Origin of the sequence: Leptolyngbya sp. GGD, from assembly GCF_026735145.1 — a bacterium.
Taxonomy (GTDB): Bacteria; Cyanobacteriota; Cyanobacteriia; order Leptolyngbyales; family Leptolyngbyaceae; genus Leptolyngbya; species Leptolyngbya boryana.
The window spans coordinates 87410-102617 of sequence record NZ_JAPQKE010000007.1 but is presented as its reverse complement, the minus strand read 5'-3'; the positions used below and the strand labels follow the sequence as shown (position 1 = coordinate 102617).

Genomic DNA, 15208 nt, shown 5'->3' with positions numbered 1-15208 from the left:
TTATGACCGGAGTGGCAATGCGCTAATTCAACTGACTGATGTAGCCATCTACTACGAGCCGTCGGACTATTCCTATCAAGAAGGGGCGTTTGAATGATTGCAATCGCAACTCTCTCGTTTAGTGCTAGATGAATTTGCTCGCTGCTAGCAGAACCTACGCTAATGTAAGTTCGAGATAATTCCTGAGCGCTCGGCGGTTGGAATTCGCCAAAGCGTATTGAGTGATTTCTTATCCCGAACTCGCCTTAGATAGACTTTGGGAACTATTGAAATAGGAGTATAAAGGTGCCTCAGGCAAACTTTTTGCAACGTTTTTTGGCTTGGTTGATTGATCAAGCGATTCTTATAATTCTCTATTCGCTAGCGATGTTTGCGATTGGATTAGCTGCTGGAGTCTATAACCGGAGTCAGATACAAATTCCCGACTTATTACTGTCTCTGGGCTTGATCGGATTTTTGCTTGTTCTCTGGCTTGGGCATTTTTTGTACTTTGGTTACTTTTGGAGTCGTCGAGAACGATCTATTGGAATGGGAATGATGAATATCCGAGTTGTTAAAGTTAATTACAGTTCTTTGTCTTTTGTAGTAGCGGGTTTGCGCGGTTCGATCGGATACTATCTGAGTAGTCTGATCTTTTGTTTAGGTTACCTCTGGTTCTTTGTCGATGAACAGCAGCAAACTTGGCACGACAAGATTTTTAATACGGTCGTGCTGAAAGGATAAACGTTGAACCAGGAGATAACGGTGAGTATTAAACTCTGACTGCTGACAAAAGTTCCTCGCGTTACGCTAACGCATCAGTCACCGACTCAAAGTGATTCAGCTAATGTTCAAGTTGCTTACGCTAGGCATGTCCTAAATCATCAGGTTTTTCCCAGCTTTTATAGCAAGGTTCCCTGCTTCAATGCTCGGCCCCTGACTATGTTCCTTTTTTGATCGCACAGGCATATAGACAGAAGCCGTTTAAGATCCTCACCTTTCGGCATCCAACTTGGGATTAGTGCCGAGGCGCAACTCCGAAGGAACCGCAGCACACCTCAATCATGAATTCATCATGCAATATCTTTCACAGGACTTAATCCTTCTTGCACTCAATCCCCAAACTGGGAAAACTCGCTTTTCTTGGTACTCTGCACTCGACTATGGCTTGGTCGGTTCTTTATTACTAGACTTAGTACTGCAAGGCAAACTTGAGATCGACAACGACAATCATGTGATCGGTGCGATTAGCGCTTTGCGCAACTCCGCAGGAATCACAGGCAACACAGGCAATGAATTCTTAGACCAACGCCTCAGTGAGGTTCTAGCATCGTCTCGTCCTCGAACTGCAAGGTTCTGGGTGACTCGCTGGAGACGAAGATACCTGGGCATTCAAACGATTGTGTTGCAGAACTTAGTTGATTTAGGTGTTTTAGAACGACAAGAGCAACGCATTCTTGGACTGTTCCCAACGCAGCGATATTTTCTCACCGATGAATCCATTCAACGCGAGATTGTCCAGCAAGTTCGTGCAGCCGTATTAGAAGGCATTGGACTGAATTCTCGAATGGCAGCATTGATTAGTTTGATGCAAGCCTCTCACCTGACCGATGCGATGTTCACGCCTGAAGAACGTCCTGAAGCACGATCGCGAATTAAGGCGATCGCAGAAGGGGAGTTGGTCGGCAAAGCAGTTTCAAAAGCAATTTTCACCGTTCAAACAGCCGCGACTCTGGGTGCAGTCAATGTCAGATGAAATCGTTAGGAGTTTTATAGAACGATAGCCCGGGAAAATTTGACAGGAAAGCTTTTCTGTCAGACTTGTCCAGAGTGTTCTGCTTGATGCAAACGTAGAAAAATGAACGACGATAGTAGTCACAGTCCCTTACTTGTCCCTCCTTCAACCCAAGATTGGATGCAAGGTGTGCTGAGTGCAAAGGTTGTGTTGGTGATGTATGGAGACTATCAAGACCCTAAAAGTGCGGACGCTTACAAGCTGATTAAACGGCTCAAACAAGAGCATAGTGCTTCTCTTGGAGAAGATTATTTATGCTTTGTCTTCCGTCATTTTCCGCAAACACAGATTCATCCTCATGCTCAACGAGCCGCCGAAGTTGCTGAAGCCGCCGCTGCCCAGGGACAGTTTTGGTCAATGCACGATACTTTATTTGTTCATCAACAGAAGTTAGAGAACGGCTACCTTCTAGAATACGCCAACGATTTGGAGCTTGATATTCCGCAGTTTCTCAAAGACTTGTCTAAACATGTCCATATCGATCGCATCAATGAAGATATCGAAGGTGGAATACACAGTGGAGTAAAAACGGCTCCAGCCCTATTTATCAACAACATTCGCTATACCAGACGCTGGAAAATAACAGAATTGACGACAGCTATGATTGCTGCAAGTTATTAAGGAATACCCTCAAAACAGGTTCGCTTACACGATGCAAATCATTCATAGCGACAAATAGGAGAAAGATGATGCAATTAACCACAATACGACGATTAACTTCTAGAATCACTGCGATATTTGCTAAAACTACTCTATCAATCATCACGGTGACAGGAGTGATTGGGAGTTCACGAACGCACCCAGCGATCGCCACCGCTCCACCGCAACAATCTCCTATTCTCGTTGCAACCGCCTACACGGATCTGTCATTGCCAACCCTAAGACGGGGCGATCGCGGTAGAGAGGTACAAATGTTGCAGCAAATTCTCTCGGATAATGGTTTTTTGCATGCTGCCGGAGTCAGGTTAGGAACTCCCAATGGTGCTGCTGTTGATGGTGTATTTGGTGCGATTACAGAGTCTGCGGTGAGAGATTTACAACAACGCTACGACATCTCCGTCACAGGACAGGTCAACCCTATGACTTGGGAAGTGCTGGATATGCGGGAGAATCCCTATCGATCGCCGCTTCCCTGGAAATCCTAATTAATCATTCAGAAAAACTTCCGAAAAAACTCATAAGGACACTTCTAATGAATAAGATTCTGTCCAGGCTTCAACAATCCCCGCGAGTTATTTCAGCAACAATACTGGTCAGCCTATTGTTGCTGTTCAGTTTCCCATCTCTGGCTCAAATTAGTCCACAGGTGATTCCCAGAATTGAAGTGATTGAAAGTTCTGAAGGAATTCCACCCGCTTACCGTTTAGTCATTAGCCAACCTCAGGACATTGTGTATGCTTTCTGTCCTACGGATTTTGAGCCTGAGTTGAGCTATCTACGAAATGTGAAAGCAATTCAGTGTAAGCGTTCTCCCACGTAACTAGCGGTCAGATCCAGGCACTACATCCACACAAAAGTTAAGGAGACAAAGATGAGATTCAAAGCAACCAAAGGAACGCCGAGAATCGGAACGGAAGTGAAAGACGCGACTTACGTCGAGGCTGCTGGGTGGGGTAAGTATCGGTGGTGGCGGTATGTTCTGGGGCTGATGATTATCCTCTTTGCATGGATGGTCGTCGCCAACTTTGCCAGTGCGATCGTCGCGCTGGCGCTCGGCGGCAAAGAGGGTGCCGCTGCGTTTGGTCGGCTGGATTTCGCGGCGTTTGGTCCTGTGGGGGGCTTCGTCGTGTCCATGGCAGGTTTTCCGGCGTTCCTCGCAGGAATTCTCATCGCCGTCACCCTCATCCACCAGCGCCATCCCCGGACGCTGATCACGGCGCGGGAGCAGATCAGTTGGCGGCGCGTCGGTCACGGCTTCGTGGCTGGATTTGTGCCCTGGGTACTGCTCGGCGGGTTGGGGCAGTACCTCCTCTACCCCGATAGCTTCTCTTTCAACTCCGACCTCAAGACGTTCGCGCTCTTTGTACCGATCGCGCTAATCCTCACTGCGATCCAGACGACCACCGAGGAGCTTTTCTTTCGCGGGTACATTGTGCAGGGTGCAAGCCTAATCTGGTCGAACCGTGTGTTTCTGGCGATCGTCTCAGCCGTGATCTTCACCCTGCCGCACGCCACTAACCCAGAGTCACAGGAGGGTGGCTGGATCGGGATGTTCGTCGGAATCTTCGTCGGCACGGGTCTGCTGTATGCGATCGTTTCATTGATCGACGGCACGACCGAGCTTGCGATCGGCGCACACTTTGCCAACAACATCGCGTATTTTCTCCTGTTCAACTGGTCTGGAAGCTTCTTCTCCGCGCCAGCCCTATTCAGCATCAATGAGTACCACGCAAGATTCTACGACATCACCTCTCTCGTGCTGATTCCCGTCTTCCTGGCGATCGCTTACAAGGTGTTCAAGCGTGACAAGGCAGCCGAACCCGTCGATTCCTGAACCCATCAGCAACTCGATCAAAGGAGTTCATCACCATGTCCAAAGTGTCTTCTAACCACCCACAAAAGACCCCTGCCGCGATCGCACCAAACCGTGCCTCCCGTCCGGGTTGGTCTGAAATCGCCGTCGGTCTTGTCGTCTTCGCGATCGTGGGAATCGGGGTTGGCTCGCAACTCAAGCGGCTCGGTCTTAACCCCGTGGTTTACGGACTGGTCTTCACCGCGCTCTCTGGTATCGCTGGAATTGCCGGATTTGCAGCAGCAGTGCTACTGCGGATTCGTTCCCTGAACGCCTTTGGTTTGCGTCCGGTCTCTAAGCGCTGGTTCCTCATCGCGATCGGAGTCGGACTGGTTGCCTTCGTACTCAAAGGGCTGGCTGTTCTGGGTTGGATTCAGATCACCGGGAACACTAACAGTGTCCAGAGTGTGTACGCAGAGGGCGGTAGCGGCGGAGTACTATCTTTGGTTTTAGCAACATTTTTCCTTGGAATCGTCACGCCCCTCGGCGAGGAGTTGCTCTTTCGGGGGGTCGTCACCAACGCGCTGCTGCGCTATGGTCCTTTCATTGGGGTTGTGGGTAGCACCCTGATCTTTGCCCTCGTTCATGGCATCAATATTGTCTTTCCCGCAGCTATAGTGGCTGGTCTCGCTACTGCCGAGATCTTCCGCCATAGCGGATCAATTTGGACTGCTGTCGTTGTTCACGTCGTTTTCAATTTGCCTACAATCCCGGTGATGATAATTGCTGGCATGAGCTAATAGGACAGAGCATCTGAAGATTAAACCAATGGCAATTCTGAAACAATTCGGGATTTTATTTGTATTGGGCAGTGTGGGAATTGTGATGTTTACGGTCACGTCTATTCCTTTAATCGAGCAACAGTTAGCGAAACTGTCTCCAGAAACAATGGAAAAAGTGCCTCCATTGTGGATTTTAATGCTTCTGCAAGGACTACAGTATTCAGTTCTACTGGCAATCAGCATTCTGATCGGCATTGGTTGTGCCTACCGTGTTGGATTACGCTCCCATTTGGTTGATCATTGGGTGTTTCATACCACTAAGTCTCTATCTTTTGCTGTTGAGATGAAGTGGAGTTTGGGTGTGGGCGCAGCGGCAGCGCTCGTTCTCTTTTTGCTCGATCGGTTGATGCAACCTGCCCTACCTGAAGCACTACGGGCAGCCAATAATACAGAACGAAGTTGGTTGAATTTGCTCACAGCAATGTTCTATGGCGGCATCACTGAGGAAATTTTGATGCGTTGGGGTTTAATGTCGCTGCTTGTTTGGATCGCATGGAAAGGTCTAAAACAAGGCGTTACGCTGCCAAGTCAAGGAATTTATCAAGGTGCGATCGTTCTAGCCGCGTTGGTATTTGGACTGCTACACCTGCCAGCGACTGCCGCGATCGCTCCCCTCACTCCAGTTGTGATTATTCGGGCGCTGTTACTGAATGGGATTGTGGGAATCGCGTTTGGTTGGCTCTTTTGGCAATACTCGCTTGAGGCTGCGATGTTAGCCCATGTCAGCTTTCATGCCTTTTCCTTTGCTCTTAGCCTTTTGCTGGCAAGATCTGCCTAAGCTTTTTGCTGGCAAGCATCACTGTAGCCATCACCCAATATTGGAGCTAAAACATGTCACGCAAAACGATCGCCACCAAAGACCAGTCTCCACAACGATCGCTTACTCCTAGTGCCAAATACCCGCTTCGGCGATTTCTTCGCAAACCCTTTCAGATCATTGGCACTAATTTTCGCGCCTACCTCACTATCAACGCCATTGTGTATGGCTTAGTCATCATCGGGTTGGTAGTGGCGATGGTCTTCCCCAACCTGAGCGCAACTCAGGCAGCCATCCTGGAAGACAACGGAACGGCGGCTCTTGTCCGATCGCTATTCAATAACCCCTGGCTGTTCTCGCTGACTATCCTGGGAGTCAACCTCACGACCGGCGCGCTGTGGATCGTGCTCCCTTCGCTGATCGTTCCCTTTGCTGGTATCGCCATGTTTGCGTATAAGACGTTCACTCTGGGTTTAGCGATGGCTCCGACTACCAAGATTATGGCGGTGGCACTGATCCCGCACTCGCTGACAATACTCATCGAATTCCAAGCTTACGCCCTCCTGATGTTTGGCGCATACATCCTTGGTCAGTCTTGGGTTCGCCCCACCACCATCGGCACTCGGAACCATCGTCAGGGTTACGTCCGTGGGCTGCAACAGTTCGGTTGGCTAAGTCTATCCACGCTCCCACTGTTCATCGTCGGTGCGATCTGGGAGGCGTTCTCGCTGCGCTACCTGGTTCCTCCGCTGACCCAATGGTTGTTGTAGCCAGTAGGTGATACTGCCCACAAAACTTTACTGTGAAGGGTTTTACAGACTGTTCGCAGTTTGATTTTGGGCTGAAAGTCGGTCTTGATTAAAACAGGAGAAGCAGAATGAGACAAGATGAAGTGGCTTTGATTAAGTACAAAGATTTTGCGCCTCGAATTACTGAACGGGGACCCTTCGGCGGAGCTTCCGATTATGAATCCTTCTCTGATGTTGTTAGTACTGTAAATCAGTGGATCGAAAGTACAACGATACAGGTAATCAATGTTGAAACCGTTGTTTTACCCGATCGCATCGAAGGCACCAGTGATGATGTCTACGGAGTGACGACCAGTAATGCTTTCCACCCAGTGATGATCAGCCAGGGTCTTGCAATCAATTGCTTTCAATGTGTGCGTGTCTGGTACAGAGAATAAGCTTCATCGGAGAAAGTAATGAAATGATCTACCTGGTTTACTTTACCTGTATCTAGCGCTCGGAGTTTGCCTGACGGCGATCGCGCTTGAGAGTCAGAACTGGACGATGGAAGCCATGTTACAAGCGTTTTCGTGGCTATTAGCCGTCTTAATACTTGCAGAAATCATTGTGATTACATGGCAAGTGAATCCTGAACATTAGTATCTAAATCAGAACAAGGAACACCATGAATAAGCCCGAGTTTTTTGTTACCTCCGGCTATGGGGAATACATGATGCATAACTTGCATTACTCGCAAGCGGTAAAGATTGGCGATCGCGTAGAGACATCCGGTCAAGGTGGCTGGAATGACAACCTACAAATTCCTGAATCGCTCGCGGACGAGATTGCTCAGGCGTTTCGGAACGTGGAGCAAACCCTGGCAACTGCCGGGGCGGGTTGGGAGCACGTTGTCCACGTCAATTCTTACCATGTTGGCGGGTTGCCCCCAGAGGTTAACGATGTGATGGTCAGACTATATCGCCATTACATGCCCAACCATGCCCCAATTTGGACACAGGTAGGAGTCGCGGCTCTTGGACTTCCAACGATGCGAATTGAAATCCGCGTTACTGCAATTGTTCCATGAGTTTCGTATCAGTGGCAGCAGAGGCGGCTCCGTTAAAGTATCCACTTGAACAGAGGAGAAATTTAGATGTCAGACAACAGTAAAGCCATCTTAGAAGCGGCAAACGCGGCGATCGCCCAAAGCAACTATGAAAGATTTTTGTCGTTCTGCACCGACGACAACGATCCTGATGCACTAGACGTTCTGGAACCGTGTTCGGGCGATCGCCCACCTTAGAGAATCAGAGTAAGTGCTGATCTCATCGGTATCCAGTTGCATCAGCAGGTTTGCCCATTTCTGTTACCTCCTGAATGTAACGCCAAGCATCCGGTTGAGAACCATCCAAATCAGTAAAACCATACACTTTAGCAAGTTGACCACTGGAAAGCGATTGACCATTCCAACGGGCGACCTCCGGATCAACCGCCAGATGAGCAACGGCACGTCCAACAAAGTGGGGTGTTTCGGAAACGATGAAGTGCGGTTCCTTGACTGCCGCATCCTGCCAGTTCGCTTCACTCACACCAAAACTATCCAGCATCATTTCCGATCGCAACCAACCGGGAGTCAGGCACACTGCTGTGCAGCCATGCGGTTGAAGCTCTTGCGCTAATGCCCACGCCATCCGAATAATTGCATTCTTTGCGACATCATAAATTAAGGCTTGCCGATAGTGCTGATTGTTGTAATCTGCTGTTCCATCGGTGAGTTCAACGACGAATCCTCCTGGCTTCTGGATCAGCAGTGGCAGGGCAAAGTGACTGGTAATGAGATGAGTCTCAATCGCCGATCGTAACAGGCGTAATCCCCGGTCTAAATCAACTTCCCAAATGGGTTTATCAAACTCGGCAAAATGTTCTGCTCCAATATCATTTACCACAATATCTAACCGCCCTTGCTCTTGCTCCACACGAACGATAAGAGATCGCACCTGTTCTGGGTCTAAATGATCCACTTGAACGGCAATGCCCTTTCCACCAGCTTGAGTCACTAACTCTGCGGTTTCCTCGATGGTTTCTGGGCGATCGTAATCTGATCGTTGGGTATGGGTGCTTCGTCCTGTCACATACACGATCGCTCCGGCTGCACCCAGTTCGGTTGCAATGCCTCGCCCTGCTCCACGAGTGCCTCCCGCCACGATCGCTACTTTATCTTTTAGTGGTTGCATAATGACCTCTCAAAATTGTTCTAAAAAGTAAATTCAATTCACTGTTCTTGGGATAGTTCATTTGCTTATCGAGATGCAGAGCCAGCATTGAGTTGGTTTATCAGTCCCATCACATCATTTTTTACCCAGCTATCGGTGATCCGACCGTCAACAATTCGCACGATCGTCATCCCCGTCATTGCTACGACGTTGCCTGTTGCAGGTATCCCAAAGATTTCTCCCTGATGCGTTCCGCACGTAGTGGCGCGTGAGCAAACTTGATCGCCTTCAGCAATTTGGTCGTCGATCGTAATCTCTAGGTCAGGAAACGCGGCACGAAACATAGACACGACTTGCCTAATCCCCTCAGCCCCTGGTAACGTTCCGGGTGGTGCTTCATGATAAACATAAGACGGAGACAGAAGCTCATCCAACAGATCCACTCTCCCTTTGTTAAATACCTGTTGGATATAACGTCGATAGATGGCTTTGTTGCGTTCAAGCGTGTCATTGGTCGTCATTAGCTTTCCCCCAACGGTCATGCTCACAGCATAAGGGCGACTTCATGACACCCCCTGTCATATTTCGGCGTTAGTGTAGAAGAAGTTGCCAGGGTTCCAGAAATCGTTATGCGTGCCGATCGTCTCCTCTCTATCCTAATGCTGTTGCAGGTTCATACTCGCTTAACCACACGAGAACTGGCAGAGCGACTGGAAGTGTCTGAGCGTACCATTCATCGAGATATGGATGCTCTCAGCAGTGCAGGAGTTCCAGTAGTGGCAGAACGGGGTAAGGGTGGTGGATGGGGGTTGTTGGAGCAGTATCAAACCACGCTGACCGGACTCAACCTGGCAGAAATTCAGGCGTTATTTGTGCCAAAGTCGCCTCATCTACTTGCAGATTTAGGGTGGGGTCAGGCGTTTGAAGCTGCGTTACTCAAGCTTCTAGCCGCCTTACCCGCCGCCAATCGTCAGCAAGCAGAAATAGTGAGCCAGCGCATCCACGTTGACCCAACTGGATGGCAGCACTGGGATGAAGAAATGTCAGCATTTCCGGTTTTGCAAGCCGCCATTTGGCAGGAACGGCAAGTTTTGTTGAGCTACGAACGCGGAAACGGTCAGCGAATTGAACGATTGGTCAACCCGTTGGGATTAGTTGCCAAAGGAAGTGTCTGGTATCTGGTCGCGGCAGTGGATGAAGACGTGCGCTCTTACCGCATTTCACGAGTGCAGAATGCCGTGCTGCTGGATTCTCATTGTATTCGTCCAGTTGGGTTCAATTTAGCTAACTATTGGCAGCGATCGATGATGGAGTTCAAAGCAAATCTCCCTTACTATGGCGTAACGGTGCGAGTTGCTCCCGAGGCAATGCCCTGGCTACGTTATGCGGGGTACTTTGCTCGTATCGAACAGATGATTGATGCCCCCGATGCTGATAGGTGGGTTCATATCTCACTTCGGTTTGATATTGAGAAAGCAGCTTGCGCCTATGTATTGGGGTTTGGTGGACAGATGGAAGTAATTGAACCCCTAGAGTTACGCGATCGCGTGTTGCAAGCGGCAAAGGAGGCGATCTCACTTTATACCAAAGGCATGGCTTAATGATTCACTTGATAGTGCAACAACATGAAACCGTTCTTATAAATTTTGCTGTCGGTGAATTCCAGAGAAGTGAGTGGAATCTTTCCAGAGAAGAGTGGAATCCCTGAACCAAGGAGAAAGGGATGTACTTTCAAAACCACCTCATCGATCGCTGGAAACAGAACAGTGGCTAAATCTCCACCCCCACACAACCAAATATCTTTACCCGATCGCTGCTTGAGTGCTTGAACAAAGGTAGCTGGATCAGATGAAACCAGTTCAACGGCAGGATCGGGGCTTTGCTGAAGAGTACGGGAAAAAAGATACTGCTTCATGTGCGGGTAGGGATTTGTAATTCCCTCTTTAACGCCAACTTCGTAAGTTCTGCGTCCCATCAAAACGCTATCAAAGTGCTGATTCTCAACCGTAATGCCTAACATTCCTCGCAAATGATCTGGAATCGTTTCAGGAAAAGTAGAAAGCAAATCCGCAACGTGTTCTCCCTCCATTAGAAAGAAATCAAACGAACCATCTTTACGGGCAATAAAGCGATCGACCGTACAAGAAATTAGATAAATGAGTTTAGACATACACAGTACCCTCTCAAATCACCGTCTTAACTCACTTCACCCAACCAGGTGAGAGCAAAATTTATCTGTCTTTGGATAGATCGTTGATCACTGCTTGTTCAGCAACTCATCTCAGGAAGGTGATAGTGCTGCAAGAATAAGATAGCGAGACGATAGAGCATTTTCCTAATTTATAAAGGGTCTGAAGAAATCAATCTGTGAATTAGGAGAAACAAATGGCACAGTTGCTACACATTGATGCAAGTCCCCGTGGAGAGCGTTCTCATTCTCGTCGTATGACTCGTGAGTTTGTCCAACAGTGGCAACAGAGCCATTCCAATGATGCGATCGCTTATCGAGATGTGGGTCGCAATCCCATTCCCCATGTCTATGAAGCCTGGATTGCAGCAGCTTTTTCATCGCCCGAACAATACCCCCCCCGACTCCAGGAAGCGATTCGCCTCAGTGATCAACTGGTAGACGAATTTCTGGCAGCAGATATTTATGTCATCGGTGTTCCCATGTATAACTTTAGCGTTCCCAGCGGATTCAAGGCGTATATCGACCAAATTGTTCGCATCGGGCGCACCGTTGATATTGAATCCAATGAGTCTGGTAATGTGTATACACCGCTCGTCCTCGACAAGAAAATGTGTATCATTGAAGCACGGGGGGATTCTGGCTTTCAACCAGGTGGACGCTACGAAGCCATGAACCATCATGCCCCTTACCTCGCAACCGTTTTCGGGTTTATGGGTATCACAGATATTACCTCTGTTCACGTCGAAAATGATGAGTCTGGTGGACAAACGTTAGCAGAATCAATTGCCAATGCTCGTCACAAAATCGCTGAGCTAGTTGCTGCATAGGAGTAAATGCTGGTTATGGTAGGAATTACATATCTGTATATTCTGAAACTATTTGCAGCCCTTGGGTGTGGGGTGATCGCTGGAGTATTCTTCGCCTTCTCAACCTTTGTTATGAACGCTCTGGCTCAACAACCTCCCGCTCAGGGAATTGCCACGATGCAATCCATCAACATTACGGTGATTAATCCCTGGTTTATGGCTGCCTTTCTGGGGACGAGTCTTGTTTGTCTGATTTTAATTGCCTTTTCACTCCTCCGATGGCAACAACCCGGTACTGCTTATTTGCTGGTCAGTGCTTTGTTCTACCTGATCGGTTGTTTTGGAGTGACAATGGTGTTTAACGTTCCGCTGAATGATGCGTTAGCTGCTGCCAATCCCAACAGTCCAGAAGGTGCAAATCTCTGGGCTAGATACCTGACGAATTGGACGTTTTGGAATCATGTGCGGGCGATCGCCGCATTCATCGCAGCCGCCTTATTCACAATGGCACTCAATGCTTCACCAAAACCGTAGAGTCCGATGAATTCACTGGAATATACGATTCTTTGGCGCAGATTAGATTGTCCTGGACACGATAGTTGTTGTCTCTGGAAGTCTGGTGATGGTTGGCAATTATCTGGAACAGCCATCTTCTTGTTTGAGCAACAGCCTTGTCTTTTATCCTATGAAGTGAATACTGATAGCAACTGGGAAACCCGCACCGCAAACATTTCAGGTTATATCGGTAAATCAATCATTGCTCTGACAATTGCTCGTACTCCAAATAATCGTTGGAGTATCAATGACAAAGAATTACAGAACGCAGCAGACTGCATTGATTTAGATCTAGGATTTACTCCAGCCACTAATTTGATTGCCATTCGTCGGTTGGCGTTGGCGGTTGGAGCGCGATCGCCAGCCCCTGCTGCATGGCTAGATTTTCCAGACTTCATGCTGAAACGATTGGAACAACACTACCACCGATTATCCCACGATAGCTACAAGTACACATCGCCCGATGCAGGCTATGCCAATGTTTTAGAAGTAGATGATTATGGGGCAATCACTCGTTATCCTCAACTTTGGGCGCAGGAGATATGAACATCAAACTCGCTTAGCAGAAGATAAAGGGACAGGATGACCAATCAAGGATGACTCTCGCAGATTCTCATTCTCCGATAACTCAACCATGTTGCGACGTTTTTCTTCCAGTTCCAACTTAGTCCTGATCGGCATCAAAATGATTGCGATCGCCTTCATTATTCTATTTTTTCTACCGTCACTTGTTAGCCTTCGTCTTAATCTATTAATCTCGTCACTGGTTAATCAACGCGGTAGCGTCTTAACGGATAGTCCAGAGATCATTGCCTTAAGAAAAATCATTGCTGACAGTTATCTTCTTCAAAACGCTTATCTCCTCTTAACGGGTATTGTTTTGCTAGCTGCCGGACTATTCAAACAACCCAATCGCTAGAACATATCCGAGAATCACGCCCGCAAGCTCAAAATTTCTCAAGCCAGGAGGAATATGAGCGACGTATGAGAATTCCTCTCTTCCTGTTTATTTCAGCACGTAAATCAATTCACGCTTCCCCAGCCCGCCTCTCTCACAAACCAACAGGAAAGCGATAGAACTTAAGGAGTACATGACGAACCATCTAACTTATGGAACCCTACATCAGCTTGATTACGCTCGGAGTTTCTGACCTTGTTCGCTCCACTGCCTTTTACAAGCAGGGGTTGGGTTTACCTGCGAAAGAAGAGTTTGAGGGTGTGACTTTTTTGAATCTTAGAGGAACCTGGTTGGCTCTTTATGCGCGTGAGGCACTTGCAGCCGATGCTCACATTTCAGCAGCAGGAAGTGGTTTTTCAGGGTTTACTCTGGCACACAATGTGAAGTCGAAGGAAGCGGTCGATGCCGTCCTTGAACAAGCAAGAGCGGCAGGAGCTACCATGCTCAAACCTGCACAAGATACTGATTGGGGTGGATATTCTGGCTACTTCGCCGATCCAGATGGTTACCTGTGGGAAGTCGCTTGGAACCCTCATTTTGATTTGACCAATAGATAGCTGTTCATTGGGTAGGAAGCTGTGGAGATTATCACCAAACGATTTCTTCTACGTGATTTTGTTCAGGAGGATGAGCCTGCATTCCTTGCCTATCATGCTGACCCTCGTTATGCCGAGTTCTGTTCACCGGAAGAAGTGACACCTGACTTTACTGATCAACTGTTTCAACGGTTTGTGCAGTGGGCAACCGACGTTCCGCGATGCAATTACCAGTTAGCAGTCATCGATCGCCGCAATCTGGAATTAATTGGCTGTGGTGGATTGCGGCAGGATAATGATGCTACTGGGCAGGCAGAACTTGGCATTGAGCTAGCACCTCTGTACTGGGGGCGTTATGCCTATGCGATCGAAATCGGGAAAGCACTGATTGATTTTGGGTTCCGCAATTTGGGACTGGAGGAAATTATCGGTATTTCTGTGAGTGCTAACCTGAGAGTATCCCGGCTAGCAGAACGTTACGGATTCCAGGTGCTCGATGCACAACCGGGTTCTGACTGGATGCAGATGCAGGGGTGGAGCCAGATTAAGTGGCAGCTTACCAGAGAATCATGGGAGCATTTATTTCCTTTGCCCCGTTCGGTTAATTGAGCTTGTTGGAAGAGGAAGCAACGTAATTCAAGATATTCTACCTCGGATGATTGGTTTTGGGCTATTTCCTCCCCACGTGCAGGTTTAGAGATTAGGAGATGTTTTATGGAAAAACAAATTGTTCATCTGTTTGTATTTAACACGCTTGCTGACTGGGAAACAGGATATGCTGTCGCTGGAATCAATAATCCAGATATGCAAAAACAGCCGGGACAGTATCAGATCCAAACGGTTGGTTTAGACGCTGAACCTGTCGCCACAATCGGCGGACTCACAATTCTTCCTGATATCACCCTCGATGAATTGGAACCGGGAGCTATGCTGATTTTGCCAGGTGGTGAAGCTTGGGATAGAGGTGAAAACTCGAAAATTCTGGAGTCTACGAAAGCATTGTTGGCAGCGAATATTCCGGTTGCTGCTATCTGTGGTGCAACCGCAGGATTGGCACGTGCTGGCATTCTGGATGATATTCCTCACACCAGCAATGCCCCAGAGTATCTGCAAGTAACAAATTATCGAGGGGCAGCCCTGTATCAAAATCAGCCCGTTGTTACTTCCGGTAATGTCATTACAGCGAACTCCACTGCACCCCTTGAGTTTGCCTACCACATCTTCAAGAAACTCGACCTTTACGAGCCTCCCGTCTTAGAAGCCTGGTATAGGCTATTCAAAACGGGGGATGCCTCGTACTACTTCACGCTGGAACAGCTAACCACTTGACCTATTTTCAAGTGAGGCGATCTAAACGATCTATTCTGGAAAAAGAGACGCGATCGCGTAAGTTGAC

General features: G+C 48.2%; 23 protein-coding genes. 20 read left to right on the top strand and 3 right to left on the bottom strand.

The window, feature by feature from the left end:
- Nucleotides 1-285 precede the first annotated feature (285 nt).
- From OU814_RS25075 to OU814_RS25020, 12 genes are all read left to right on the top strand, one after another.
- Complete coding sequence (locus OU814_RS25075) at nt 286-723, top strand: RDD family protein (protein ID WP_190653393.1); 438 nt, start codon at nt 286-288, stop codon at nt 721-723.
- A 331-nt stretch (nt 724-1054) separates the two neighbouring features.
- Nucleotides 1055-1735, top strand: a complete 681-nt coding sequence (locus OU814_RS25070) for a GOLPH3/VPS74 family protein (RefSeq protein WP_268242456.1) — start codon at nt 1055-1057, stop codon at nt 1733-1735.
- Between the two features lie 102 nt (nt 1736-1837).
- Nucleotides 1838-2395, top strand: coding sequence for a DsbA family protein (locus tag OU814_RS25065; protein ID WP_268242455.1), 558 nt, complete (start codon nt 1838-1840; stop codon nt 2393-2395).
- A gap of 68 nt (nt 2396-2463) precedes the next feature.
- The gene (locus tag OU814_RS25060; RefSeq protein ID WP_268242454.1) at nt 2464-2919 is read left to right on the top strand and encodes a peptidoglycan-binding domain-containing protein; all 456 of its coding nucleotides are present in this window, start codon (nt 2464-2466) and stop codon (nt 2917-2919) included.
- 47 nt (nt 2920-2966) lie between these two features.
- Nucleotides 2967-3254, top strand: coding sequence for a hypothetical protein (locus OU814_RS25055; protein ID WP_026148303.1), 288 nt, complete (start codon nt 2967-2969; stop codon nt 3252-3254).
- A gap of 51 nt (nt 3255-3305) precedes the next feature.
- Nucleotides 3306-4268, top strand: a complete 963-nt coding sequence (locus OU814_RS25050) for a CPBP family intramembrane glutamic endopeptidase (protein ID WP_268242453.1) — start codon at nt 3306-3308, stop codon at nt 4266-4268.
- Between the two features lie 35 nt (nt 4269-4303).
- The gene (locus tag OU814_RS25045) at nt 4304-5026 is read left to right on the top strand and encodes a CPBP family intramembrane glutamic endopeptidase (RefSeq protein ID WP_268242452.1); all 723 of its coding nucleotides are present in this window, start codon (nt 4304-4306) and stop codon (nt 5024-5026) included.
- Nucleotides 5027-5054: 28 nt separating this feature from the next.
- Nucleotides 5055-5846, top strand: coding sequence for a CPBP family intramembrane glutamic endopeptidase (locus OU814_RS25040; protein ID WP_268242451.1), 792 nt, complete (start codon nt 5055-5057; stop codon nt 5844-5846).
- A 53-nt stretch (nt 5847-5899) separates the two neighbouring features.
- Entirely contained in the window at nt 5900-6595 is a 696-nt protein-coding gene (locus OU814_RS25035) for a stage II sporulation protein M (RefSeq protein ID WP_268242450.1), read from the top strand.
- Between the two features lie 107 nt (nt 6596-6702).
- A complete protein-coding gene (locus OU814_RS25030; protein WP_017285487.1) occupies nt 6703-7011 on the top strand; it encodes a hypothetical protein in 309 nt (102 codons plus the stop codon).
- A gap of 227 nt (nt 7012-7238) precedes the next feature.
- On the top strand, nt 7239-7640 hold the full coding sequence (locus OU814_RS25025) for a RidA family protein (protein WP_268242449.1): 402 nt from the start codon (nt 7239-7241) through the stop codon (nt 7638-7640).
- A gap of 66 nt (nt 7641-7706) precedes the next feature.
- Nucleotides 7707-7856 carry a hypothetical protein gene (locus OU814_RS25020; protein WP_268242448.1) on the top strand — a complete coding sequence of 50 codons (150 nt, stop codon included), beginning with the start codon at nt 7707-7709 and terminating at the stop codon, nt 7854-7856.
- A 22-nt stretch (nt 7857-7878) separates the two neighbouring features.
- Here OU814_RS25020 and OU814_RS25015 read toward each other — a convergent pair whose 3' ends face one another.
- Entirely contained in the window at nt 7879-8787 is a 909-nt protein-coding gene (locus OU814_RS25015) for an SDR family oxidoreductase (RefSeq protein WP_268242447.1), read from the bottom strand.
- A gap of 65 nt (nt 8788-8852) precedes the next feature.
- Nucleotides 8853-9287 (bottom strand): ester cyclase, encoded by a 435-nt coding sequence (locus OU814_RS25010; RefSeq protein ID WP_268242446.1) that lies wholly within the window; start codon nt 9285-9287, stop codon nt 8853-8855.
- Between the two features lie 108 nt (nt 9288-9395).
- Between OU814_RS25010 and OU814_RS25005 the strand changes: the two genes are divergently transcribed.
- Nucleotides 9396-10367, top strand: a complete 972-nt coding sequence (locus OU814_RS25005) for a helix-turn-helix transcriptional regulator (RefSeq protein WP_190650627.1) — start codon at nt 9396-9398, stop codon at nt 10365-10367.
- Here the strand turns inward: OU814_RS25005 and OU814_RS25000 are convergent.
- Complete coding sequence (locus OU814_RS25000) at nt 10364-10936, bottom strand: dihydrofolate reductase family protein (protein ID WP_268242445.1); 573 nt, start codon at nt 10934-10936, stop codon at nt 10364-10366. The two genes, OU814_RS25005 and OU814_RS25000, sit on opposite strands and share 4 nt — an antisense overlap.
- A gap of 215 nt (nt 10937-11151) precedes the next feature.
- Here OU814_RS25000 and OU814_RS24995 point away from each other — a divergent pair, with 215 nt between their 5' ends.
- The 7 genes from OU814_RS24995 (at nt 11152) to OU814_RS24965 (ending at nt 15141) form a co-directional block, all read left to right on the top strand.
- Nucleotides 11152-11784, top strand: a complete 633-nt coding sequence (locus tag OU814_RS24995; protein WP_268242444.1) for an FMN-dependent NADH-azoreductase — start codon at nt 11152-11154, stop codon at nt 11782-11784.
- Nucleotides 11785-11799: 15 nt separating this feature from the next.
- Nucleotides 11800-12297, top strand: coding sequence for an anthrone oxygenase family protein (locus tag OU814_RS24990; RefSeq protein WP_026149050.1), 498 nt, complete (start codon nt 11800-11802; stop codon nt 12295-12297).
- Between the two features lie 6 nt (nt 12298-12303).
- The gene (locus tag OU814_RS24985; RefSeq protein ID WP_268242443.1) at nt 12304-12864 is read left to right on the top strand and encodes a putative glycolipid-binding domain-containing protein; all 561 of its coding nucleotides are present in this window, start codon (nt 12304-12306) and stop codon (nt 12862-12864) included.
- An 88-nt stretch (nt 12865-12952) separates the two neighbouring features.
- Nucleotides 12953-13237 carry a hypothetical protein gene (locus OU814_RS24980; protein WP_268242442.1) on the top strand — a complete coding sequence of 95 codons (285 nt, stop codon included), beginning with the start codon at nt 12953-12955 and terminating at the stop codon, nt 13235-13237.
- Nucleotides 13238-13428: 191 nt separating this feature from the next.
- Entirely contained in the window at nt 13429-13833 is a 405-nt protein-coding gene (locus tag OU814_RS24975) for a VOC family protein (protein ID WP_017291495.1), read from the top strand.
- A 21-nt stretch (nt 13834-13854) separates the two neighbouring features.
- Nucleotides 13855-14421: a GNAT family N-acetyltransferase gene (locus OU814_RS24970; RefSeq protein WP_268242441.1), complete on the top strand. Its 567-nt coding sequence runs from the start codon at nt 13855-13857 to the stop codon at nt 14419-14421.
- A 105-nt stretch (nt 14422-14526) separates the two neighbouring features.
- Entirely contained in the window at nt 14527-15141 is a 615-nt protein-coding gene (locus OU814_RS24965; RefSeq protein WP_017291493.1) for a type 1 glutamine amidotransferase family protein, read from the top strand.
- Nucleotides 15142-15208: the final 67 nt, after the last annotated feature.